This is a genomic window from Nonomuraea sp. NPDC051941, from assembly GCF_044593615.1.
Genome location: NZ_JBIUCF010000001.1, coordinates 118,354 through 142,038, shown reverse-complemented (window position 1 = coordinate 142,038; position 23,685 = coordinate 118,354). Strand labels below are relative to the sequence as shown.

The 23,685-nt window shown below is 71.5% G+C and carries 22 protein-coding genes; 15 read left to right on the top strand and 7 right to left on the bottom strand.

Going from position 1 to position 23,685, the window contains the following annotated elements; translation table 11 throughout:
* The first annotated feature begins 11 nt into the window (after positions 1-11).
* A complete protein-coding gene (locus ACIHFD_RS00585; RefSeq protein WP_397364962.1) occupies positions 12-887 on the top strand; it encodes a carbohydrate ABC transporter permease in 876 nt (291 codons plus the stop codon).
* On the top strand, positions 881-1,717 hold the full coding sequence (locus ACIHFD_RS00580) for a carbohydrate ABC transporter permease (RefSeq protein ID WP_397364961.1): 837 nt from the start codon (positions 881-883) through the stop codon (positions 1,715-1,717). The genes ACIHFD_RS00585 and ACIHFD_RS00580 overlap by 7 nt, the downstream gene beginning before the upstream one ends.
* An 11-nt stretch (positions 1,718-1,728) precedes the next feature.
* On the opposite strand, the gene ACIHFD_RS00575 is transcribed toward ACIHFD_RS00580, so the two are convergent.
* Positions 1,729-2,751 (bottom strand): PHP domain-containing protein, encoded by a 1,023-nt coding sequence (locus ACIHFD_RS00575; protein ID WP_397364960.1) that lies wholly within the window; start codon positions 2,749-2,751, stop codon positions 1,729-1,731.
* 91 nt (positions 2,752-2,842) lie between these two features.
* Here ACIHFD_RS00575 and ACIHFD_RS00570 point away from each other — a divergent pair, with 91 nt between their 5' ends.
* From ACIHFD_RS00570 to ACIHFD_RS00530, 9 genes are all read left to right on the top strand, one after another.
* Entirely contained in the window at positions 2,843-3,244 is a 402-nt protein-coding gene (locus ACIHFD_RS00570; RefSeq protein ID WP_350723174.1) for a hypothetical protein, read from the top strand.
* Positions 3,245-3,247: 3 nt separating this feature from the next.
* Positions 3,248-4,390 carry a glutathionylspermidine synthase family protein gene (locus ACIHFD_RS00565; RefSeq protein ID WP_397364959.1) on the top strand — a complete coding sequence of 381 codons (1,143 nt, stop codon included), beginning with the start codon at positions 3,248-3,250 and terminating at the stop codon, positions 4,388-4,390.
* A gap of 31 nt (positions 4,391-4,421) precedes the next feature.
* Positions 4,422-4,853, top strand: a complete 432-nt coding sequence (locus tag ACIHFD_RS00560; protein WP_350723178.1) for a DUF350 domain-containing protein — start codon at positions 4,422-4,424, stop codon at positions 4,851-4,853.
* Between the two features lie 116 nt (positions 4,854-4,969).
* Entirely contained in the window at positions 4,970-6,094 is a 1,125-nt protein-coding gene (locus ACIHFD_RS00555; protein WP_355195164.1) for a helix-turn-helix domain-containing protein, read from the top strand.
* 103 nt (positions 6,095-6,197) lie between these two features.
* Positions 6,198-7,094 (top strand): ACP S-malonyltransferase, encoded by an 897-nt coding sequence (locus tag ACIHFD_RS00550; protein WP_363966206.1) that lies wholly within the window; start codon positions 6,198-6,200, stop codon positions 7,092-7,094.
* A complete protein-coding gene (locus ACIHFD_RS00545) occupies positions 7,091-8,047 on the top strand; it encodes a beta-ketoacyl-ACP synthase III (RefSeq protein WP_350723182.1) in 957 nt (318 codons plus the stop codon). The genes ACIHFD_RS00550 and ACIHFD_RS00545 overlap by 4 nt, the downstream gene beginning before the upstream one ends.
* Positions 8,048-8,124: 77 nt before the next feature.
* On the top strand, positions 8,125-8,364 hold the full coding sequence (locus tag ACIHFD_RS00540; RefSeq protein ID WP_350723184.1) for an acyl carrier protein: 240 nt from the start codon (positions 8,125-8,127) through the stop codon (positions 8,362-8,364).
* Positions 8,365-8,399: 35 nt separating this feature from the next.
* Entirely contained in the window at positions 8,400-9,632 is a 1,233-nt protein-coding gene (gene fabF, locus ACIHFD_RS00535) for a beta-ketoacyl-ACP synthase II (RefSeq protein ID WP_397364958.1), read from the top strand.
* Entirely contained in the window at positions 9,633-11,057 is a 1,425-nt protein-coding gene (locus ACIHFD_RS00530; protein ID WP_397364957.1) for an acyl-CoA carboxylase subunit beta, read from the top strand. It abuts the gene before it with no gap.
* Positions 11,058-11,206: 149 nt separating this feature from the next.
* Here ACIHFD_RS00530 and ACIHFD_RS00525 read toward each other — a convergent pair whose 3' ends face one another.
* The gene (locus ACIHFD_RS00525) at positions 11,207-11,701 is read right to left on the bottom strand and encodes a DUF3145 domain-containing protein (RefSeq protein ID WP_350723190.1); all 495 of its coding nucleotides are present in this window, start codon (positions 11,699-11,701) and stop codon (positions 11,207-11,209) included.
* Positions 11,702-11,876: 175 nt separating this feature from the next.
* On the opposite strand from ACIHFD_RS00525, the gene ACIHFD_RS00520 reads away from it, so the two are divergent.
* From ACIHFD_RS00520 to ACIHFD_RS00510, 3 genes are all read left to right on the top strand, one after another.
* Entirely contained in the window at positions 11,877-12,890 is a 1,014-nt protein-coding gene (locus ACIHFD_RS00520) for a S8 family peptidase (protein ID WP_397364956.1), read from the top strand.
* 73 nt (positions 12,891-12,963) lie between these two features.
* Complete coding sequence (locus ACIHFD_RS00515; protein ID WP_355194094.1) at positions 12,964-13,491, top strand: sigma-70 family RNA polymerase sigma factor; 528 nt, start codon at positions 12,964-12,966, stop codon at positions 13,489-13,491.
* Positions 13,488-13,934, top strand: coding sequence for a hypothetical protein (locus tag ACIHFD_RS00510; RefSeq protein WP_397364955.1), 447 nt, complete (start codon positions 13,488-13,490; stop codon positions 13,932-13,934). The genes ACIHFD_RS00515 and ACIHFD_RS00510 overlap by 4 nt, the downstream gene beginning before the upstream one ends.
* Before the next feature lie 225 nt (positions 13,935-14,159).
* On the opposite strand, the gene ACIHFD_RS00505 is transcribed toward ACIHFD_RS00510, so the two are convergent.
* Positions 14,160-15,254, bottom strand: a complete 1,095-nt coding sequence (locus ACIHFD_RS00505) for an RNA-guided endonuclease InsQ/TnpB family protein (RefSeq protein ID WP_397364954.1) — start codon at positions 15,252-15,254, stop codon at positions 14,160-14,162.
* 167 nt (positions 15,255-15,421) lie between these two features.
* Here ACIHFD_RS00505 and ACIHFD_RS00500 point away from each other — a divergent pair, with 167 nt between their 5' ends.
* The gene (locus tag ACIHFD_RS00500) at positions 15,422-17,947 is read left to right on the top strand and encodes a CHAT domain-containing protein (protein WP_397364953.1); all 2,526 of its coding nucleotides are present in this window, start codon (positions 15,422-15,424) and stop codon (positions 17,945-17,947) included.
* A 98-nt stretch (positions 17,948-18,045) separates the two neighbouring features.
* Here ACIHFD_RS00500 and ACIHFD_RS00495 read toward each other — a convergent pair whose 3' ends face one another.
* The 4 genes from ACIHFD_RS00495 to ACIHFD_RS00480 all read right to left on the bottom strand — a co-directional run bounded on the left by ACIHFD_RS00495 (position 18,046) and on the right by ACIHFD_RS00480 (position 23,571).
* Entirely contained in the window at positions 18,046-18,864 is an 819-nt protein-coding gene (locus tag ACIHFD_RS00495; protein ID WP_397364952.1) for a sulfurtransferase, read from the bottom strand.
* A gap of 54 nt (positions 18,865-18,918) precedes the next feature.
* On the bottom strand, positions 18,919-20,103 hold the full coding sequence (locus tag ACIHFD_RS00490; RefSeq protein WP_397364951.1) for an alkaline phosphatase family protein: 1,185 nt from the start codon (positions 20,101-20,103) through the stop codon (positions 18,919-18,921).
* Between the two features lie 33 nt (positions 20,104-20,136).
* The gene (locus ACIHFD_RS00485; RefSeq protein WP_397364950.1) at positions 20,137-20,724 is read right to left on the bottom strand and encodes a DUF5998 family protein; all 588 of its coding nucleotides are present in this window, start codon (positions 20,722-20,724) and stop codon (positions 20,137-20,139) included.
* 135 nt (positions 20,725-20,859) lie between these two features.
* Positions 20,860-23,571 (bottom strand): GNAT family N-acetyltransferase, encoded by a 2,712-nt coding sequence (locus tag ACIHFD_RS00480; RefSeq protein ID WP_397364949.1) that lies wholly within the window; start codon positions 23,569-23,571, stop codon positions 20,860-20,862.
* Positions 23,572-23,685 lie beyond the last annotated feature (114 nt).

The window sequence follows — 23,685 nt, the reverse complement described above, 5'->3', positions numbered from 1 at the left end:
GGAGTCCGCACGTGCGCGCCACGCTCAGGCTCGTCTGGGTCCTGCCCGCCCTCGTGCTGGTCGGAGTGTTCGTCTATCTGCCGCTCGTGCAGAACCTGCAGTTCAGCACGCTCAAGTGGGACATCTACAGCGGCAGCCAGGAATACGTCGGGCTCGACAACTACGCCAAGCTCGTCGACGACCCGGTGTTCTGGTCGTCGCTGGGCAACAACGCGCTGTACGCGGTGGTCTCCATCGTGTTCCAGGTGTTCGGCGCGCTCCTGCTCGCCGCGCTCATCGAGAGCATCGGCAGCGAGCGCTGGCGGCGCGGCCTGCGCGCGGTCTACTTCATCCCCTCGGCGATCTCGCTGACCGTCGCGGGGCTGCTGTTCTACTTCGTGTACGAGCCGAACCTGGGCCCGCTCAACCACGCGCTCAAGGCCGTCGGCCTGGGCGGGTTCGCCCAGGCATGGCTGGGCCAGGAGAGCACGGCCATGTCGGCGATCATCGCGATGAGCCAGTGGCAGGGCTTCGGCTACTCCACGCTGCTGTTCGCGGTCGCGATCCAGCGCATCCCCTCGGAGATCTACGGCGCCGCCGCCATCGACGGCGTCGGCCCGATCCGCCGGTTCGTCCACGTGACGGTGCCGCTCGTGCGCGAGATGACCGGGCTCATGGCGATCGTCACCATCTCGGGCGCGTTCCAGGTGTTCAACGAGGTCATGGTGATGACCGCCGGCGGGCCGAACAACTCGACGCAGGTGCTGGGCACCTGGCTGTACCGCAGCGGGTTCGTCCGCAACAACTTCGGCTACGCCGCCGCGGTCGCGACCGTCCTGTTCGTGATCACGCTCGGCATCGCGGTGGCGCAGCTGTGGGTCACCCGCAGGAGAAGGGTGGAATGGTGACGCGCCTGAGCTTCCTCGCGGTGATCGCCCGCGTCTTCATGTGGGCCTTCCTGCTGGCCCTCGCGGTCGTCGTGGTCTATCCGCTGCTGTGGATGACCCTCAACGGGTTCAAGACCAACGCCGAGCTGTTCGGCGACCCGTTCGCGCTGCCCCTGCACTGGAGCTTCGAGAACTACCAGAAGGCGTGGAACCGCGGCGTCAGCGACTACCTGACCACCAGCGTGCTGGTCACGCTGACCTCGACGGTCGCCACGGTGTTCGTCAGCGCGTGGGCCGCCTACGGCCTCACCCGCGTGAACGTCCCGCTCAACCGGACGCTCACGGCGGCGATACTCGGCGGGCTCATGCTCGCCCCCACCGTGGCGCTCGTGCCGCTGGTGAAGATGTTCCAGGCGATGGGGCTGTACAACACGTTCTGGGCGCTGCTCATCCTCTACACCGCCTTCCGCGTCCCGTTCACGACCTTCCTCATCCGGGCGTACATGATCGACCTGCCCCGCGAGGTGGACGAGGCGGCCGAGATGGACGGCGCGGACCGGTGGACGGCGTTCTGGCGGATCATCCTGCCGATGTGCAAGCCGATCCTGACCTCGACGATGCTGCTGCACATCCTCTTCACCTGGAACGAGTACCTCTTCGCGATGATCTTCACCAGCGGCACCGGCGTGCAGACCCTCCCCGTGGGCCTGACCAGCCTGATGAGCAAGCACGGCACCGAGTACCCGGTCGTCTTCGCCGGGATGGTGATCGCGGCGCTCCCCGTGGTCCTGCTGTTCTTCCTCGGCCAGCGCTACATCGTCAGGGGCCTCGCCGACGGGGTCGGCAAGTAACCACGTGACGCTCAGGCGGCCGTCCAGCCGAGCAGCCGCTCCAGCGGCCAGGTGTTGACGACGCGGTCGGCCTCGATGCCGCACCGCGCGGCCCGTTCGCAGCCGTGGTGCTGCCAGTCGAGCTGACCGGGCGCGTGGGCGTCGGAGTCGATCGCGAACACGCATCCCATCTCGTACGCCAGCCGCATCAACCTCTTGGGCGGGTCCAGCCGGTCCGGCCGGGAGTTGACCTCCACCGCGACCCCGAACTGCCGGCAGGCCTCGAAGACCAGCTCGGCGTCGAACGACGACTCCGGGCGGCGCTCGCCGCGCCTGCCGCCGGCCTTCACCACCCGCCCCGTACAGTGGCCGAGCACGTCCACCAGGGGGTTGGCGATGGCGGTGACCATGCGGCGGGTCATCTCGTCGCCGTCCATGCGCAGCTTGGAGTGCACGCTGGCCACCACCACGTCCAGCCGCTCCAGCAGGTCGGGTGACTGGTCGAGGGAGCCGTCCGTGTTGATGTCCACCTCGATGCCGGTCAGGATCCGGAACGGGGCCAGCCGCTCGTTCAGCTCGGCCACCACGTCGAGCTGGCGTTCCAGGCGCTCGGCCGAGAGGCCCTTGGCCACGGTCAGGCGGGGCGAGTGGTCGGTCAGCGCCAGGTAGTCGTGGCCGAGCCCGCGGGCCGCCTCGGCCATCTCCTCGATCGGCGAGCCGCCGTCCGACCAGTCGGAGTGGCTGTGCAGGTCGCCTTTCAACGCGCCGCGCAGCGCCTGCGTCTCCTCGTCGAGCTGCACGCCGTCGGTCGCCTGCAACCGCCGCAAATATGTAGGAACCTGCCCATCGAGGCTTTCGTTGACCACAAGGGCGGTGACCTTCCCGATGCCGGGCAGATCGCCGAGACCGCCGGTGCGGGCCAGCCGCACGAGCTCGTCCCTGGGCAGGTCGGTGACGACCTGGGCGGCGCGACGGAAGGCACGTACGCGGTACGTGGGCTCTCCGGCGCGCTCCAGCAGGAAGGCGATCTCGCGCAGGGCCTCAACCGGTTCCATGTGAGCGAACATACCTCGGGGCCACGACTACAGGATTGAACGGGGACGAGGGCCGCCGATAGGCTGAGCGGCCCATGAAAGCAGGATCTTGATGGCACAACCTCCGCAAACCCATCCCACGCCGCCGCCGCCCGCGCGCAAGGCGTCCAAGGCCATCCCGCTGACCATTCTCGGTGTTCTGTCCATCATGCTGGTCGGGTACTGCGCGGCCACCCAGGATGACGACGACGTCACCGCGGACTGCGTCATCCAGCTGGACGACGGCACGTACGAGGTCGTCGACGACGACTACTGCGACGATGACGACAACGGCTCGTACCACTACTACGGCGGTTCGCGCGGGGCGTACATGTGGTACTACGGGGGCACCAGATCGGGCAACAAGGTGCGCGGCGGCACCACGTACCGGCCCTCTGACGTGAACATCTCCACCCGCAACGGGAAAGAGATCCAACGGGGCGGCTTCGGCAACCACTGGGGCGGCGGGAGCTGACCGGTGCGGCGTGAGCATGGCACTCCCAGGGACGGCTGGGAGAAGATGATCGAGGGCCAGGGCCTGGCCTACCATCGGGCGGCGCACCCGTCGGGGCTGAGCAGACCGTACTGGGACGAGTCCATCCATTACGTGTTCTCCATGGACGAGGTCGAGGCGCTGGAGGAGCAGGTCGAGGAGCTCCACGAGATGTGCCTGCGCGCCGTCGAGCACGTGGTCTCGGCCCGGCGCTTCGCCGACTTCGCGATCCCCGAGTGGGCGTGGGACGAGGTGGCGCGCTCATGGGAGCGCCGCGACGCCCACCTGTACGCCCGCTTCGACCTGCGCTACGACGGCACCGGCCCGGCGAGGCTGCTGGAGTACAACGCGGACACGCCGACCTCGCTCGTGGAGTCGTCGGTCGTGCAGTGGTTCTGGCTGCAGGACGTCCACCCGGGCGCCGACCAGTGGAACTCCGTGCACGAGCGGCTCATCGAGCGCTGGCGCGAGATGCGGCTGCCGCCCGGGCCCACCCACTTCGCGTTCACGAACATGGACGAGACGGGCGAGGAGGCCATGACCGTGGCCTACCTGCAGGAGACCGCCGAGCAGGCGGGCCTGCAGACCGTCGCCGTCGCCATGGAGGACATCGGCTGGGACTCCCTCAACCGCCGCTTCGTGGACGTCGAGAACCGCGTGATCCGCTCGGCGTTCAAGCTCTACCCGTGGGAGTGGATGCTGGCCGACGACTTCGGGCGGCACGCCGTACGGCACTCCACCTGGATCGAGCCGCTGTGGAAGACGCTGCTGTCCAACAAGGCGCTGCTGGCGATCCTGTGGGAGCTCAACCCCGGCCACCCCAACCTGCTGCCCGCCTACCTCGACGGCCCGCGCGACCTGACCTCCTACATCGCCAAGCCGCTGCTGGGCAGGGAGGGCGCCTCCATGCGCATCGTCACCCCCGAGGGCACCCAGGAGACGCCGGGCGTCTACGGCCAGGAGGGCTACGTCTTCCAGGGCTTCGAGGCGCTGCCCCAGTTCGAGGGGCAGCGGCCGGTGCTCGGCGCCTGGGTGGTCGCCGACGAGGCCGCCGGGCTGGGTATCAGGGAGACGACCGGCCTGATCACCGATGACACCTCCTCGTTCGTCCCCCACCGCATCGCCTGACTCCCCACCGCATCCCCCGATAGGAATCAACGTGACTCTTCTCGAGACCCTCGCCCGCGGCTCGGGCGCCATCGCCGCGTACGCCGCCGTCGGCGTGATCCTGATGATCGTCGGCTTCTACGTGATCGACTGGGCCACCCCCGGCAAGCTGAGCGAGATCATCCGCACCCAGCGCAACCCGAACGCCACCCTGCTCGCCACCTCCGCCCTGGCCGCCGTCGGCCTGATCGTGGCCGCCTCCATCTGGTCCTCCGGCGGCCGGCTGGCCGAGGGGCTGGCGGGCACGGCGGTGTTCGGCCTGGTCGGCATCGTGGTGCAGACCGTGGCGATGCTGCTGTTCGACCGGATCGTCGGCATCTCCGTACGCGACCTCGTGAAGGAGCCCGAGCTGCAGCCGGGCGCGCGGCTGCTCGCGGTCACGCACGTCGCGATCGGCCTCATCACGGCCGTCGCGGTCATCTGACGCCCGGCGTCCGGTCCCAGGAGGACGACCGTCGCGGTCATCCGAACGGAGCTGGCACTCTAGGAGACGTGACAGACCGGACCCGCGAGGACACCACGCGCAGGCTCGAGCGGGCCATGGGCTCGCTCGGCACGGCGGCGATGGCGCGCATGGAGGACCAGCTGTTGTGGTTCCGCGCGCTCAGCGCCGAAGACCGGTCGTGGGTGGGGCTCGTGGCCCAGGCCGGCATCGCGGCGTTCGTCGAGTGGTTCTCGATCGCCGGCGAGGATCCCCCCACCCCCAGCATCGAGTTCTTCGGCACGGCTCCGCGCGAGCTCAAGCGGTCCATCTCGCTGCAGCAGACCGTCGACATCGTCAGGGTCGTGGTCGAGGTGGTCGAGGCGCAGGCCCACGAGCTGGCCGCGCCCGGCGGCGAGGACCAGCTCCAGCAGGCCATGCTCCGCTACACCCGCGACGTCGCCTTCGCCGCCGCCCACGTCTACGCCCGCGAGGCCGAGGCCCGGGGCTCGTGGGACGCCCGGCTCGAGGCCCTCATCGTGGACGCCCTCGTCCGCGGCGAGGTCGACGACGGCCTGCACTCCTGGGCGGCCGCGCTCGGCTGGACCTCCTCCCCCGTGGTCGTCATCGCCGGCCACGCCCCCGTCGACGACCCCCGCGCGGTCATCGACGGGCTGCGGGAGAAGGGCCGCCGCATCGGCATGGACCTGCTGGCCGGCGTGCAGGCCGACCGGCTGATCGTCATCGTGGGCGGCGCCGAGAGCGTCAACGACGCGGCCAAGCAGGTCGTGCACCGCTTCGGGATGGGCCCCATCGTCATCGGCCCCGAGGTCCCCGACCTGCACGCCGCGGCCAGGTCCGCCAGGGCGGCGCTGGCCGGGCTGAAGGCGTCCTCCGGCTGGCCCGACGCGCCCCGGCCGGTGCACGCCGAGGACCTGCTGGCCGAGCGGGCGCTCGACGGCGACGACGACGCCAGGCAGCAGCTCATCGAGAACGTCTACCTGCCGCTCGCCGGCACGCCCCTGCTCGACACCCTCGCCACATACCTGGAGCAGGGCACCTCGCTGGAGGCGACGGCGCGGCTGCTGTTCGTCCACCCCAACACCGTCCGCTACCGCCTGAAGAAGATCACGGAGCTGACCGGCTACCAGCCCACGGAGGGCAGGTCCGCCTTCACGCTCCAGGTCGGCCTGATCCTCGGCCGGTTGGCGGAGAGCGCCGAAATGTGGCGCGCCCTAACGTAATGTCGCCGAAATCCCCACTGTAGGCTTCCTACAAAACCCCCCGGACGAAGTTCGTGCGGATCATTATCCGCGTGTCGGAGTTCTACAGGGCAAGGTGGGTTTTGTGCTTGTACTCGTCGCTCCGGGCCAAGGTGCCCAAACGCCAGGCTTCCTTTCTCCCTGGCTCGAGCTCCCCGGTGTGGCCGACAGACTCGGCGCCTGGTCGGAGGTCGTCGGGCTCGATCTGATCGCCTACGGGACCACCGCCGACGCCGACGAGATCCGTGATACCGCCGTCGCCCAGCCGCTTCTCGTGGCCGCCGCGCTGGCCTCCGCCGAGGTGCTCGGCGCGACGCCGGACGTGCTCGCGGGCCACAGCGTGGGCGAGTTCGCCGCCGCCGCGCTGGCCGGGGTGCTCACCCCCGAGCAGGCGCTCACCCTGATCCGCGAGCGCGCCCAGGCCATGGCCAAGGCCGCCGCGGTCACCGAGACCGGCATGACCGCCGTGCTCGGCGGCGTCGAGGACGACGTGCTGGCCGCCCTCGAGAAGCACGGCCTGACCCCCGCCAACATCAACGGCGCCGGCCAGATCGTCGCGGGCGGCACGCTGGAGCAGCTGGCCGCGCTCAAGGACGACCCGCCGACCCGTGCCCGCCTCATCGCGCTGAAGGTCGCGGGCGCCTTCCACACCCGCCACATGGCCCCCGCCGTGGAGAGCCTGCGCGAGGCCGCCGCCAACGTGGCCCCCGCCGACCCCACCGTCACGCTCCTGTCCAACTCCGACGGCCAGGCGGTCGCCTCCGGCGCCGAGTTCGTGGAGCGGCTGGTCAGGCAGATCAGCAGCCCCGTCAGGTGGGGCGCCTGCATGGAGACCATGGCCGGGCTCGGCGTCACGAAGATGATCGAGCTGCTGCCCGGCGGCACGCTCACCGGCCTGGCCAAGCGCGGCCTGTCCGGCGTGCAGACGGTGGCGCTGAAGACCCCCGACGACCTCGACGCGGCCAGGGAGCTGACCAAGTGAAGATTCCCGACGTCGCCCCTGGCGGCAGGATCCTGGCCCTCGGCCACTACCAGCCGGCCAACGTCGTCACCAACGACGACCTGGCCAAGAACATCGACACCAACGACGAGTGGATCCAGTCCAGGGTCGGCATCAAGGAGCGCCGTGTCGCTCCCGACAGCGAGTCCCTCGAGGACATGGCCACCATCGCCGGCGGCAAGGCGCTGGCCGCGAGCGGCCTGTCGCCCGAAGAGGTCGACCTGGTCATCGTCGCCACCTGCACGCTCGAGACCCAGATCCCCAACGCCTCCGCCGTCGTGGCCCACCGGCTCGGCATCAAGGCGCCGGGCGCGTTCGACGTCAACGCCGCCTGCGCCGGGTTCTGCTACGCCCTCGGCACCGCGAGCGCCGCCGTACGCGCGGGCTCGGCCCGCCACGTGCTGGTCATCGGCGCGGAGAAGCTGTCGCAGTGGATCGACTGGACCGACAGGTCCACCGCCGTGATCTTCGCCGACGGCGCGGGCGCCGCGGTGGTGGGTCCCTCCGAGACCCCCGGCATCGGCCCCGTGGTGTGGGGCAGCTCCGGCGACAAGTCCGAGGCGATCGCCATCCAGGACCGCCAGAACTTCCTCCGCCAGGAGGGCCAGACGGTGTTCCGCTGGGCGACCACCGCGCTCCACCCGGTGGCGCTCGAGGCCTGCGAGCGCGCGGGCGTGGACCCGTCGGAGCTGACGGCGTTCGTGCCCCACCAGGCCAACCTGCGCATCATCGAGGCCATCGCCCGTAAGCTGGGCGCCGACAATGCCGTGATCGCCCGCGACATCGTCAACGCCGGCAACACCTCGGCCGCCTCGATCCCGCTGGCGCTCTCGCGCATGCTGGAGCGCGGCGAGGTCCGCTCCGGCGGTCTCGCGCTGCTGCTCGGCTTCGGCGCGGGGCTGACCTACGCCGGGCAAGTCATCGAGATCCCTTAGCCTCCCCCCGCACTACCATCCAGAGCTTGTACGGCACAGCCGTGCAGAACCCAGAAATCAAAAGGAGAACCAGCGACATGGCTGCCACCGAGCAGGACATTCTTGACGGCCTCGGCAAGATCATCAACGAGATCACCGGCATCCCGGCCTCGGACGTGACCCCCGAGAAGAGCTTCGTCGACGACCTCGACATCGACTCCCTGTCCATGGTCGAGATCGCCGTGGCCGCCCAGGACGAGTTCGGCGTCGAGATCCCCGACGACCAGCTCAAGAACCTGAAGACGGTCAAGGACGTCCTCAACTTCATCCAGGGCTGAGAAGTCATCATTCTGACTAGCAAGGAGCGCGAAACGTGAGTGCGAACCGGGTACGTGTCGTCGTCACCGGGCTTGGCGCGACGACGCCCGTCGGTGGAGACGTCACCTCGACCTGGACGGCGCTCCTCGCCGGTCAGTCGGGTGTCGAGACCCTCACCACGGACTGGATCGACTCCGTCCCCGTGAAGTTCGCGGGGACGGCCGCGGTCGACCCCACCGAGGTGCTGCCGCGGCCGGAGGCCCGCAGGCTCGACCGCAGCGAGCAGTTCGCGATGGTCGCCGCCCGGGAGGCCTGGCGGGACGCCGGCGCCCCCGAGGTCGCGCCGGAGCGGCTGGGCGTCGTGGTCTCCAGCGGCATCGGCGGCATCAGCACCACGCTGAGCGCGTACGACACCTGGCGTGAGCGCGGCTGGAACCGGCTGTCGCCGTTCACCGTGCCGATGCTCATGCCCAACGGCCCGGCCGCCTGGATCGGCCTCGACCTGGGTGCCCAGGCGGGGGTGCACGCCACTGTGTCGGCGTGCGCGTCCGGCGCCGAGGCGATCGGCCACGCGATGGACATGATCAGGGTGGGCCGCGCCGACGTGGTCGTGGCCGGCGGCACCGAGGCCGCCATCCACGGGCTCAACATGGCGGCCTTCGCCGCCGCGCGCGCCATGTCCACCCGCAACGACGACCCGCAGGGCGCGTCCAGGCCATGGGACCGCGACCGCGACGGGTTCGTGCTCGGTGAGGGCGCCGGCATCGTGGTGCTGGAGTCCGAGGAGCACGCGAAGGCGCGCGGCGCGAAAATCTACGCCTACTGCGCCGGGGTCGGCTACTCCGCCGACGCCCACCACATCACGCAGCCCGAGCCCGAGGGCCGGGGCATCATCATGGCGATGACCCAGGCGCTCAACGACGCCGGCCTGACCGGCCTCGACATCAAGCACGTCAACGCACATGCCACCTCCACCCCTGCCGGCGACGTCGGCGAGGTGCAGGCCGTGGCCAAGGCCATCGGCACCCACCCGCTCGTGACCTCGACCAAGTCGATGACCGGTCACCTGCTCGGCGGGGCCGGCGGCATCGAGTCCGTCTTCACCATCAAGGCCCTGCAGGAGCGGATCGTCCCCGCGACCATCAACCTCGACGACCTCGACGACGGCATCGAGGTCGACCTGGTCTACGGGAAGAACCGCCCCCTGCCCGACGGAGACATCGCCGCGGTCAACAACTCGTTCGGATTCGGGGGCCACAACGTGGCCGTCGTGTTTAAGGGGGCATAAATGACCGTGCTGGACAACGGGATAGCGACCGACGGCACCGAACAGGAGCCTGCCGACCCCCGCGATCCAGCCGTCCGCCTGACCGCGCTCCTCGACGAGGGCTCGCTGCGGCTGATCAGCTCCGAAGACAAGAGCGGCGTGCTGGCCGCCATGGGCCGCGTCGAGGGTGTTCCCGTCGTCGCCTTCTGCAGTGACGCCCGCTTCCAGGGCGGCGCGATGGGCAGCGAGGGCTGCGAGCACATCGTGCACGCCTACGACGTGGCCGTCCGTGAACGGGTGCCGGTCATCGGGATCTGGCACTCCGGCGGTGCGCGACTCGCCGAAGGCGTCGAGTCGCTGCACGCCGTCGGGCGGGTCTTCGCCGCCATGACCAAGGCGTCCGGCGTGGTGCCGCAGATCTCCGTGGTCGTCGGCCCCGCCGCCGGCGGCGCCGCGTACGGTCCCGCGCTGACCGACATCGTCATCCTGGCCGAGTCCGGCCGCATCTTCGTCACGGGCCCCGACGTGGTCCGCAGCGTCACCGGCGAGAACGTCGACTCCGCGGCGCTGGGCGGCCCGGAGCCGCACAGCAAGCGCAGCGGCGTCGTGCACGTCGTCGCCAAGACCGAGACCGACGCGTACGTCAAGGCGCGCCAGCTCGCCACGCTCCTCGGCCACCAGGGCCGGGTGCGCACGGGAGAAATCGAGGAAGTGGACTTCTCCACGCTGCTGCCCGACTCGGCGAGGCGCGCCTACGACGTCAAGCCGCTGGTCAACGGCCTGCTCGACGAGCCTGGCATCGAGCTGCACCCCAAGTGGGCGCCGAACATCGTCACATCGCTCGGCCGCCTCGGTGGCCGGACGGTCGGTGTGATCGCCAACAACCCGCTGCGGCTCGGCGGCTGCCTCGACGCCACGTCCGCCGAGAAAGCCGCCCGCTTCGTACGCATGTGTGACGCTTTCGGAGTGCCGTTGGTTGTCCTCGTGGACGTTCCCGGCTACCTGCCCGGGGTCGGGCAGGAGCACGACGGGGTCGTTCGGCGGGGGGCCAAGCTGCTGCACGCCTTCGCCGAGGCGTCGGTGCCGCGGGTCACGCTGGTGACGCGGAAGGCGTACGGGGGCGCGTACATCGCGATGAACTCCCGCGCGCTGGGGGCCACCAAGGTGTTCGCCTGGCCGACCACCGAGGTGGCGGTCATGGGGCCGGTGGCGGCCGTACGCATCCTCAAGCGGCGCGAGCTGGCCGCCGCGCCGGAGGAGGAGCGGGCCGAGCTGGAGCAGCGGCTGGCCGCCGAGCACGAGAAGCTGGCCGGTGGGCTCGACCGGGCCCGTGAGCTGGGGGTCATCGACGAGGTGATCAAGCCTGCGGAGACGCGCGGCGCCATCGCCAAGCTCCTCGCCCAGGCCACGCCCGCCCGCGGCGCCCACGGCAACATCCCGCTGTAGCTCTTTGACGATCGGCCCCGCACCGAGCATCGGTGCGGGGCCGATCGCGTGCTTCCCAAGAGGCCCCGCACCGTGCTTTCCAAGAGGCCCCGCACCGGCGTGGGTGCGGGGCCTCTTGGGCGTGGCATTCGCCCGTGGCGTGGGCAGGGTCAGACGGCGGCGTGGAGCCAGCGGACGGGCGCACCGTCGCCCGCGTACCGGAACGGCTCCAGCTCCTCGTCCCAGGGCCGTCCGAGCATCTTGTCCAGCTCGTCCTCCAGCACGCACCGCCCCTGCGCGGCCATCATCATCGCCGCCCGGAGCCGTTCCTCGGGGATCATGATGTCGCCGGCCGCACCGATGACCGCGGTGAAGGCACCGAGCGTCGGCGTGTAGGCGTGGCGGGACCCGTCCACTCCCGGTGACGCGTCCTCGGTGATCTCGAACCTGAGGCGCTGCCAGCCCATGAGCGAGGAGGCGATGGCCGCCGCGATGCCGGCGCGGCCATCCCACTCCGCCTGGGCCCGCACGACGTTGGGCGCGGCGGGTTGCGGAGTCCACGTCAGATCCACGGGCACGCCAAGGACACCCGCGACTGCCCATTCGATATGAGGGCACAGCGCGGGCTGAGCCGAGTGGACGTAAAGGACGCCACGAGCAGACACCGGACCTCCCGTTTCGGTACGAGGTGCGCCTTCCCCAACGGCCTCGCCCCGGGATGATCACAAGTGACTAGGGAGAGACTACCGTCGGTCGCTATCCGACACCAGAGGGGGGCCATACCAACTTGGTGCGGGAGTGGCATGTGACAGTTGGACCAGCGGGGAAACATACCGCCTCATGGACATCCAATCTGTCGGCGCGTCGCTCATCCGGCCTGGTCAGGTGCTGACCGACCGCGCGGCGCTGTCGGCCGTCTCCCGCTGGACCCAGGCGGTCTCGGAGGCGGACGGCGTCTGCGTGATCCACCTGTCGCCCGGCGCCGACCCCTGCGAGATCACCGCCGAACTCCGCGAGCGGGGCCTGCGAGCGTCGCCGAACCACGTGTTCCGCGGCCAGCCCCTGTTCTTCGGTGGTCCCGCGTCCAGACCCTTTCCGACCCCGCCCATCGCCCACAAGCCGGGGCGGTCTCGCTCGGGCGTGGTCGTGGGGCTGCTCGACACCGGCATCGCCAAGCACCCGTGGTGGTCCGGCAGCGACTGGTACGGCGAGACCGCCCCCGAGAGCGCCGACGCTACGGAGGGCTCGCAGGCGGGGCACGGCACGTTCATCGCGGGCCTGCTGACCCGGCGGGCCCCGGGCGCGGAACTGAGCGTGCACCGGGTGCTCGACGGCGACGGCATCGGCGACGAGGCGACCGTCGTCCGCGCTCTCCACCGCCTGCGCGAGCGCCCTCCGCAGGTGCTCAACCTCTCCTTCGGCGGCCACAGCTACGACGACCGCCCGCCACCGCTGCTGTCAGACGCCATCGCCGCGCTGCCCGACACGGTGACCGTGGCCTGCGCCGGCAACACGGGGTCCGACCGGCCGTTCTGGCCGGCGGCGCTGCCCTCTGTGGTGGGCGTGGCCGCAGTGGACGCCGCGGAGGAGCAGCGCGCCCCTTACTCCGGCTACGGCATCTGGGTGGACGCCTGCGCCCGCGGCGACTGGCTGACCAGCAGTTTCCTGGACGGCGGTGACTTCGCGGGATACGCGGCGTGGAGCGGCACGTCGTTCGCCACCGCCCTGGTGGCAGGGGCCGTCGCGGACGGGGCCAAGAGCGAGCCGGCCAAGGAGGTCGCCAGACGGCTCTTCGAATCTGAGCGGGCCCGGCAAATTCCGGATCTGGGAGTTCTGATCCCGGCGAGTCTGTAGAGTTTACGCTCAGTCCTCAGCCAATCACGGGGAGGCATGATCGCCTACTCGTGCCGGACGGAAGGAGGCCGCGATGCGCGATTCAGCGGAGCTGCTCGCAGCGGCGGCCGAGGGCGACCGGACGGCCTGGGACGAGCTGGAGGCCAGGTTCGGGCCGCGTATGTGGGCGGTGGCGCGTGCGTGCGGCCTGAGCCCCTCCGACGCGGCGGACGCGGTCCAGGGTTCCTGGTTGCGCCTGCTGCAGCACCTCCCGAGCATCAGGGATCCGGCCGGAGTGGGGGCCTGGCTGGTGACGACCGTGCGCCGCGAAGCCCTCCTGCTGCTGCGTAAAGATCGTCCCGGGGTCTCCTCCTTCGAGGTCGTCGAAGACCCTGACCCGGAGTCCGCCGTCCTGGAGGCCGACGGCCGCCGCCTGCTCTGGAAGACGGTCTCCGACCTGCACGAGCCCTGCCGCTCACTCCTCCAGCTGGTCGCCGTCGACTTCGGCAACCAGCAGATGGCGTCACGGCTCGGACTGCCCGTGGGCAGCATCGGTCCGACCAAGGCCCGGTGCCTGGAAAAACTGCGCACTCTGATCTCAATACAGGAGACAGCGCAATGATCAACGACGAGTATTTCCTGGCAGCCCTCCGGTTGGCCTCCGGGAACGACCCGATCCCCGGCCAGGTGTCCGCCGCCGCGCGCGACGCCTACCGGCTCCGGGTTCCCGGGGCGGTGACGGCCGGCCCCACCGACCGCGGCGCCGCCGACGGTGTACGCGATGACGAAGGCTCCCATCTGGTGCGCTTCGTCGTGGCGGGCCTCACCTTCGACCTGGAGATAACGATCGGCGACGGGCTCATCGACGTGGCGGGACACGTCTTCCCGTACCCGGGGGAGGGCGCGCTCATCGATGTGCGCACTCCCCATCTGACGCTCACCCGGCGGATCGCCGGCTCCGGCGACTTCGCCGCCACCGGCCTGCCGCCGGGCTGGCTGAGCGTGGTCTGCCACCGCCCCGGCCACAAGCCCGTTCAGACGCGATGGGTGCGCATCCGGCCCTGACGACGCGACCCTGATCCCCTTGTCGACCAGCCGAGAGAGCCGCGTCGCCTCTCTCGGCTGTTTTTTGTGGAGATGGAGAGAGAGATCCCAAGGCACCCCATTTGACTTCCTCCTCCTCGCAACCGAGGGGGATTCCAACCCTCACGGGTTGGGCTTCCTGCTTCACCACCGATCGCCCGCCGAGGAGGACTCCTCTTGAGGTCTTACATCAGCTCCACAGGCGTTTCAGCTCTCCGCCAGCCCGGCGGCGAGCACGTTCTTGGCAGCGTTGACGTCCCGATCGTGGACCACGCCACAGGCACACGTCCATTCCCGGATGGTCAGCGGCATGCGCTCGGCCAGCGCGCCACATGCCGAGCACAGCTTGGAGGAGGGAAACCAGCGGTCCACCGCCACCAGCGTGCGGCCGTACCAGGCGGCCTTGTACTCCAGCATCGACCGCAACTCCCGCCAGCTCGCGTCCGAGATGACGCGGGCCAACCGGCGGTTTTTGACCATGTTGCGGATGGTGAGGTCCTCCACGGCGATCACTTGGTTATCGCGAACAAGCCGTGTGGACAGTTGGTGCAGAAAATCCCGGCGCCGGTCGGCGATCCGCGCATATACGCGGGCCACCTTGAGCCGGGCTTTGGCGCGGTTGTTCGAGCCCTTCGCCTTGCGAGCGAGCTCACGCTGGGCCTTGGCGAGCTTGCGCCGGTCGACCCGCTCGTGCCTGGGATTGACGATCTTCTCCCCGCTGGACAAGGTGACCAGCGCCGTGATGCCCACGTCCACCCCCACCGACGCCTCGACCGGCGGCAGCGGGGAGATCTTCTCCTCCACCAGGATCGACACGAACCATCGCCCGGCCGCATCACGCGAGACGGTCACCGTGGAGGGCTCCGCTCCCGGCGGCAGCGAGCGCGACCAGCGGATGTTCAGCGGCGCATCCATCTTGGCCAGCCAGAGCCGGCCATCGCGCCAGCGGAACGCGCTACGGGTGTACTCGGCGCTGGCCCGCGACTTCTTACGGGACTTGAACGTCGGATACTTGGCCCGTTTAGTGAAGAAGCTCGCAAATGCCGCTTGCAGGTGTCGGAGGGCCTGCTGGAGCGGAACGCTGGACACCTCGGCCAGGAACGCCAGCTCGGGCGCCTTCTTCCAGGCCGTCAAGGCCGCCGACGACTCCACGTAGGAAACACGACGGCCGTGCAGAGCATAGGCGCGGGTCCGCTCCTCCAACGCCTTGTTGTAGACCAGGCGCACGCAGCCGAACGTCCGGGCAAGCTCTTCGGCCTGCTCGGAGGTCGGGTAGAAGCGGTATTTGTAGGGCCGCTTCACGGTCTGTGTCACGCCTCACATTCTAAAGCGAGATCGGTTAAAATTCTCGCTGTTACCCAGGCTGGCGGTCCACCCGGCGGCCGCATGCCTGCTCTTGCTCTGCTTGGCAGGAATCCAATTCCTCCCGGCGCCGAAGCCAAAGGGCCGGGTTTCCTTGGAAACTTTCGATGAGCGCAACACCAGAGCGACCAGACGACCGAGATCCACTCGTCGTGGCGGCCGAGGCCGCTGTCATGCGCTCCCTGGTCGATCCCGACCACGCCCTTCGCGCCGGCCGTACCGTGCTCTCCACCGCCCGCCGCGTCGGCGACCCCGACGCCGAGGCCGTCGCGCACAGGGCCATCGCGCTGGCCTCCCGCGAGCTCGGCGACCTGCGCAGCGCCGAGCACCACCTCCGAGAGGCCATCGCCACCCCGGGCGCCCCGCCGGAGCGCATCGCCCAGGCCCGGCTCTCCCTCGTCACCGTACGCACCGAGCTCGGCCACCCGCTCCAGGCCCTGCGGGTGGCCGCCCTGGCCTGGGCCCACCTCTCGCCGCTCGACCGCGCCAAGCTCGACACCCAGCGCGCGGTCGCCCTGGCCCGTCTCGGCCGCCACCAGGAGGCCATCGCCGCCTGTGACCGCGCGCTGCGGGCCCTCGTGACCGCTCCGGGCACCATCGACGACCGCAGGTTCCTGGCGGGCGGGCTGCTCAACCGCGGTCTCGTCCACTCCTACCGCGGCGACTGGGACGCCGCCATGCGCGACCTTACCGCCTGCCTGGAGATCTCCCGGCACTCGGGGCTGCGGCACCTGGCCCGCCTGTCCGCCGCGAACCTGCCCTTCCTCGCGGTACGGCGGGGCGACATCGCGGGGGCGTTCAAGCTCTACCGCGAGGCCGAGGACACCCTGTTCGGCTTCCCCGAGCGGCTGGCCACGATGCGGGCGGACTTCGCCGGCGCCCTGCTGGCCGCCCATCTGCCGGGCGAGGCCAGGGCCATGCTGAGCCTGGCCGTACCCGATCTCGAGGTGTCGGGGGCGCACGTGGCGCTGGCCGAGGCCCGGCTGAAGCTGGCGCAGGTGGAGCTGCTGACCGGCGACCCGCGCCGGGCGCTGGAGGTGGCCGAGCAGGCGGCCGGCGAGCTGGCCGCGCAGGACCGGACGTCATGGCTGCCGCTGGCCAGGGAGGTGGTCCTGCGGGCCCGGCTGACGCTCGAACCCGTCACGCCCGCCCTGGTCGCCGACCTGGTCGCGTGCGCGGACGAGCTGGAGGACGGCCTGGCGCACCTGGCGGGCGCCGCCGCGCTGCGGCTGGTGGCGGCCGAGGCGGCGCTGGCCGTGGACGACCATCCGACGGCCTCGGCGCAGCTGGCCCTCCTCACCGAGCACGCCGAACGTGAGGAGCCGCTCCCCCCGATCGGCACCCGGCTCACCCCGCTGGACTCCGAGCCCGCGCGGGAGGCGGAGATCCCGGTGCCGGTGCGCCAGCACGCGCTCGCCCTGGAGGCGTCGCTGCAGGAGGACGCCACCGGGGCCTTCCGGGCGGTCCGCGTCGGGCTGTCGGAGGTGAGCGAGCGGGTGGAGACGTTCGACGATCCCTCGCTGCGCGCGCACGCGGCCAGAGCCGGGGAGCGGCTGGCGGGGTTCGGGCTGGGGCTGGCGGTGCGGGGCGGGTCCGCCGGGGAGGTGTTCGAGTTCGCGGAGCGGTGGCGGGCGGTGGCCGCGCCCTCGCACGCGTGCTCGCTGGTGGATCCCGAACGGGTGCGGGCGGAGCTGGGGGGCGGGGCTCTGGTCGAGTTCGTGGCGGACGAGGACGCGCTGCTGGCCGTGCTCGTCACCGGGGAACGCGTGACGCTGCGGCGGGTGGGCGAGGCTCGGCAGGTCAAGGAGGCGATCGTCCGGCTCCGTCACGCGCTGCGCCGCCAGTGCTCCGGGACGCAGCGTCCTCGCTGCGACCTGGAGAGCGTCGAGGTGGCGGCCCTGGAGGTCGAAGGGCTGCTGCTGCGCCCGCTCCTCGCCGAGCTGGGGGACGGGCCGCTGGTGGTGGTGCCGGTGGACGCCCTGCACACGCTGCCGTGGGGGGCGCTGCCGTGCCTGCGCGAACGCCCGGTCAACGTGGTCGCCAGCGCGGCCGGCTGGGTGCGGGCCCGGGAGCTCGCCCGCGCCCGCCGGAGCGGCCCGCCGGCGGTGGTGGCGGCGGCCGGGCCCGCCCTGGCGCACGCGCACGCCGAGGTGCGCAACGTGCTCGCCTGCCATCCGGACGGGCGCGAGGCGCCGGGGCGCACCGGGCCGGTGCTGAAGGCCCTGGCGGCGGCCGACGTCCTGCACCTGGCCGCGCACGGGGTCTTCCACGCGCGCAGCCCGCTGGTGTCCGGGATCACGCTGGAGGACGGCTCGCTGATGGCCTACGACCTGCTGGACATCCCGCGGTCGCCGGGGCTGGTGGTGCTGTCGGCCTGCAACTCGGGGATGTCGCGCACGCCGGTGGAGGGGGCGCCGCTGGGCCTGCCCGGAACGTTCCTGGCCAAGGGGTCCGCGTGCGTGGTGGCCGGGCTGGTGCCGGTGCGGGACGAGGGGGCCATGGCGCTCATGAGCATGTTCCACGAACTGCTGGTGGCGGGCCGGCCCCCGGACGCTGCCCTGGCCTCCGCCGCCGCCAAGACCGGCGAGACCGGCTTCGTCTGCTTCGGCGCGGGCGACCATCCGTTGTATTAGCGGTACGGGGCCGCAGAGCTGATCAGCCCGGCCCCCACACCGACGCAGGGCCAGGGCTGCGGGGCCCCGCAGCCGGAGGCCGGCCGTCGGCGGTGAGGTCAGCCGGTGGCGACCGGCCGGGAGGGGTCGGCCACCCAGTTGGACCAGGAGCCGACGTACAGGGCGGCGGGCAGGCCGGCCACCTCCAGGGCCAGCACCTCGTGCGCGGCCGTCACGCCGGAGCCGCAGTAGGCCCCCGCCTGAACCCCCTCCCGGACCCCGAGCCCGGTGAAGCGGTCCCGGAGGGCCGCGGGCGGGAGGAAGCGGCCGTCGGGCCCGACGTTCTCCGTCGTGGGCGCGTTGACGGCCCCGGGAACGTGCCCGGCCACGGGATCGATCGGCTCCACCTCGCCCCGGTAGCGTTCGGCGGCTCGGGCGTCGAGCAGCACGCCCTGGGTGGCCAGCGCCCCCGCCTCGTCGGCCGTCAGCGCCGGCATCCCGCCGGGCCGCGCGGTGAAGTCGCCGGACGCCGCGAGGTCGGGTGAGTCCTTCGTGGTGGGCAGCCCGGCCTCGGTCCACGCGGGCAGCCCGCCGTCGAGGACGCGGACGTCCTGGTGGCCGAAGTAGCGCAGCGCCCACCAGGCCCTGGCCGCGACCGTGGATCCGGCGTCGTCGTAGACCACCACGGGGCGCCCGTCCGACACGCCGAGCCGCCGCATCGCGCTCTGGAACGCGCCCGCCTCGGGCAGCGGATGCCGCCCGCCCGCGCCGGGCGGGGCCGCGAGATCCTGGTCGAGGTCGCAGTAGACGGCGCCGGGGATGTGCCCCTCGCGGTAGAACTCCACCCCGGGCGGCCCGCCGAGCCGCCAGCGGACGTCGAGCACCGTCACGTCATCGAGCGCGGCGAGCTCGGCCGGTGTGATCAGCGGGCTGGTCAAGGCGTACCCCCAGAGAATTCGTCGCCGGAACTCGTCACAGTATCTCCGGCCAGGTCACGTGCGGGCCTGCAGGAGCGGCACGTGCTGCTCGGCCGCCGTCATCGAGCCGTGGTAGCCGGTGAACAGGGCCTCGATCCTGTGATGGGAAGGCGCGATGATCGCCAGGTCGGCATACGGCACGGCCACGACGTCGCCGATGCGCCCCAGCCACGCGTCCCGCACCCGGGGGCCGAACCAGCCCGACTCCACCGCCTCCCGCCTGGAGACCACCCAGGCCTTCCCGCGCAGGGTCTCGCGCCACGCCTCCAGCACGTCCCGCGCGGCTCCGGGCTCGGCGTAGACGTGCCTGGCCCTGGCCTCGCCGCCGAGCAGCGCCACGCCCTCCGTGAGCTCGGGCACGCTCTCGGCGTCGATCTTCTCGGTGGCGTTGACCATGCCGTGGTCGGCGGTCACGTAGAGGGCGGATCCAGGAGGCAGGCCCTCCGCGAGCCGCTGGGCCATGCCGTCGACGACGGCGAGCTGCCGCAGCCACTCCTCGCTGCCCCAGCCCGTCATGTGACCGGCGGCGTCCAGGTCGCCGTAATAGACGGTGACATGCGCCGCCCCTTGGCGCATGGACTCGTGCACGCGGGCCACGCGGTCGTCCACGGTGTCGGCGGCCACGTAACGGACGCCCCGGTAGACGGCCTGCGTCAGGCCGGTGCCCTCGAACTCGGCGGGGGCGACGTAGACGGCGTCGAGCCCGGCCCGGGTGGCGCGCTGGTAGACGGTCGGGGCGGGCTGCCAGAGCTCGGGATCCATGGTGAGGCCGTCGGGGAGGGTCCACCGCAGGCAGTTGAACAGGTGGCCGGTGCCGGGGACGGCCAGCGTCAGGCCGAGCATGCCGTGCTCGCCCGGGGTCAGGCCGGTGCCCAGGGAGCAGAGGCTGGTGACGGTCGTGGCCGGGAATCCGGCGGTGAGCGTCCGGCCCGCCAGGCCGGACAGGAACGGGGCGGCCTCGGCGTGCGCCCTCAGCAACTCGGCGCCCAGGCCGTCGACCAGGAACAGGCACACGCGATCGGCCGGCTCCAGGACGAGCGGCCCTCCGCCTGCCGCGCCGGGCAGACTCGCCGGATCCGAGGCGCCCGTCGCACCGGGCGGACTCGCCGTGTCCGGCTCGGGTGCGCGCACGCCCAGCGCCGCCAGCAACGCGTCGGGCAGGTCCGCGAGTGACCCGCCGCCGTACCCCGGCACCAGCATGTCGTTCATCCTATGCCTTGGCGGATCTCCCGCTCAGGAAGCGCGGGCGGTGGCCTCGGAGAGGGCCTTGGCGAAGGCGAGGACGTGGGTGACCGCTTCCGGGCCGTCGGCCGCCTCGCTGACCCGGAGGGACAGGTCATCGGCCGTGATCGCGCCCGTGTAGCCGTGGTCGGCCTCGCAGTTTTCGTCGCCGCAGGTGGCCGGCTCCAGGTCCACGTGGGAGATGGCGCCCCAGCCGATCGTGAGCGTCACCTCCGTGGGAGGCACACCGGGAACGTAGGAGGCGGGGTCGGGCACCACGCGGGTGACGGCGACCGACTGGACACGGGTCAGGCGCACGGCCTCCGTGGTCGTGGAGGCGTGGGACGTCGAGACGCCCTCCACCGCGGGATGCTCGTCGGTGTGGCAGACCAGCAGCCGCGTCGCCGAGAGGACCAGCACCGTGACGTGCCTGCGCACCTCCATGGCGGGATCGAACGTGGCCTCGTGATGGACCACGAAGGCGGTCACTGCGTCCTTGCCCAGCGCGGATTCGACCGCATCGGTGACGAGGTCGGGATAGTAGCCGCTGCGCTCGATCGCTTCACGCAGGCCCGCGGCTGAGACTCGGGTTTCCCTCATGGGTCCATCCTGCCAGGGCGAGGCTGTGTGCTCACCCACTGGATATAACGCTCTATAACGTCTTTTATCCAGGCATCAGGGGGCGCTTCGGTTCACCCCATTCGCTCCCGTCGGCCGCCCTTCGCTGAGAGCTGATCAGGACAGCCTCCGGGGGCCGCCGTCGAGGCGTGGGCCCGCCGGGGTGCGGAGGGTGGCGCGGGCGCCGAGGACGATGACCCCCGATTCGCCGACGAGCACCTGGTCCAGGTCGAGCCTGGCCACCTCCGGCAGGTCGTGGGCCAGGCGGCCGACGCGTACCAGGAGGTCTTCCAGGGCGTCCACGGCCACGGGCGGGTAGCCGTACTCGCCGAAGAGCAGCGGGGCCGCGCGGACGGAACGCACGAGCGCGGCGGCGTCCTCGCGGGTCAGGGGGGCCAGGCGGAAGCCCTGGTCGAGGAGGAGGCGCGCGGTCACCTCGCCGAGCCCGAACGAGACGAAGGGGCCGAACGCGGGGTCCTCGACGACGCCCACGACGGTCGGGACGGCCGGCTGCGGCGCCATGCGCTGGACTGCCAGCTCCACGCGTTCGCCCAGCTGGTCGGCGAACTCGGCATAGGCGTGGCGGACCATCTCGGGCCCGGTCAGGCCGAGACGCACGGTGCCAGCGCGCCGCGAGGCGCCGGGGTCGGCCACCTTGAGCACCACCGGCCACCCGAGCCGCTCGGCCGCCCGCACCGCCTCGTCCGGCGAGCGCACCACTTCGGCGGGCCAGACGGTGAGGCCGTAGCAGGACAGGAGCTCGGCGGCGTCCACCTCGACCGGCGGGCCCGGCTGCGCGAACGCCCCCTCTTCCGACGCGCCGGTCCGTGCCGGAACGGTCGTGGTGAGGGCCGTCCGGACGAGGGCCTTGGCACGGACCGTGTCGATGCCGTCGAGCTCCGGCGGCGGCACCGCCGGGTGGGCGAACCACTTCGCGTAGCGGACCACATGGGCCAGGGCGCGCACGGCCTCCTCGGGCGCCGCGTACGAGGGGATCGAGCCGCGCGCGGGGGCCGTCCCGCACCCCGGCGGGCCGGTCTCGACGCGCAGGGCCTGGTGCATGCCCAGATGCCCCTGGAACGTCGCCAGCACCGGCTTGCCGGAGCCCTTCGAGACCCGCAGCAGCTCGGCCGCCACCGCGTCCGTGTCGCCGGGGATGGGCGGCATGTAGATCACGACGGCGGCGTCCACGTCGGGCGAGGCCAGCTCGCCGGCGAGGGCCGCGCCGAACTCCGAGGCCCCGGCGGCGGCGCCCAGGTTGACCGGCGAGCGGGGGTCGAGGCCGGCGGCGAGGCACGCGTCGGCGGCCAGGAGGCCGAGCGCGTCGGAGTTGGTCACGAGCGCGACCCGGGGCCCGGCGGGCAACGGCTGGTAGGCCAGCAACTGGCCCACGTCGAACAGCTGGATGAGGTCGTCGACCCTGATCAGCCCCGCCTGCTCGAACAGCGAGCTGATCGCCGAGTCGGGCAGCCGCAGCTCCTCCGCCGAGTGCCCGGAGGGGGTGCCGCCGCTCTTGACCACCACGACCGGCTTGCTGCGCGCGATGCGCCTGGCCAGCCGGGTGAACTTGCGCGGATTGCCCAGCGACTCCAGGTAGAGCAGGATCACCTCGGTCGAGTCGTCTTCCTCCCAGTACTGCAGCAGGTCGTTGCCGGACACGTCGGCCCGGTTGCCCGCGGAGACGAACGTCGAGATGCCCATGCCGCGCTGTGCCACCCGCTGGAGCAGCGCCGTGCCGAGCGCGCCGGACTGGCTGAAGAACCCCACCTTGCCCCGGCACGGCAGGGTGGCGGCGAGGGTCGCGTTGAGCTGGACGGCGGGGTCGGTGTTGGCGATGCCGAGGCAGTTGGGGCCCACGACGCGCAGCCCGTACGAACGCGCGAGGCGAGCCAGCTCGTCCTGCCTGGCCTTGCCCTCCGGGCCCGTCTCCCCGAACCCGGAGGAGACCACGACCAGCCCGTGCACGCCCTTTTCCGCGCACTCCTTGACCACGTCGATCACGCCGGAGGCGGGCACGGCCACCACGGCCAGGTCGACATCGCCGTCGATGGCCCCCACGCTCGGATAGGCCCGCACGCCCGCCACGGCCCGCACCTCCCGGTGCACCGGGTAGACGGGGCCGGTGAAGTCGGCGGCCAGCAGGTTGCGCAGGACGGTCTGGCCGACCCCGCCGGGCTCGCGCGAGGCGCCGATGACGGCGACCGAGCCGGGGGCGAGCAGCCTGCCGATGGACCGGGACTCGGCGCGGTGCTCGCGGGCGAGCGTCACCTCCGTCGAGGTCTCGGTGGGGGTGAGGTCGAGCGTCATGCGTACGACGCCGTCCTCGAACTGGCTCTGGGCCGTGTAACCGGCCTGGCGCAGCAGGCCCATCATGCGCATGTTGGCGGGCAGGACGTCGGCGACGAAGCGTTCGATGCCGTTCTCGCGGGCCGTGGCCGCCAGGTGCTCCAGGAGCACGGAGGCCACTCCCCTGCCCTGGTGCGCGTCCTCGACGAGGAAGGCGATCTCGGCCTCGCCGGGGCCGGTGCGGTCGTAGCGGATGACGGCGACCATCTCGGCGCCGATGGTGGCGATCAGCGCGACCCGGTTGACGTAGTCGACGTTGGTGAACCGCTCGACTTCCCGGTCGGACAGCCGGGGCCTCGGCCCGAAGAACCGGAAATAGATCGACTCGTCCGACAACCGCGAGTAAAAAGAGCGGAGGCGGTCGGCGTCTGCGGGCTTGATCGGCCGGACGTGCGCCGTGCCTCCGTCGGCCAAAACGACGTCGGCTTCCCAGTGGGCCGGATAATGTGCCTCCACAGTGTCGAGCGTAAACCCGCATTTCATATGCCAAGACCGGAGCCCCTGTTGGGCAACGCTTGTGCATCGACTGCAGCCCGGTGTCGTGGGACCGCCCCACGGGCACCCCGGAAGCTGTTAGTTTTGCCGTGGCCAGGCTCG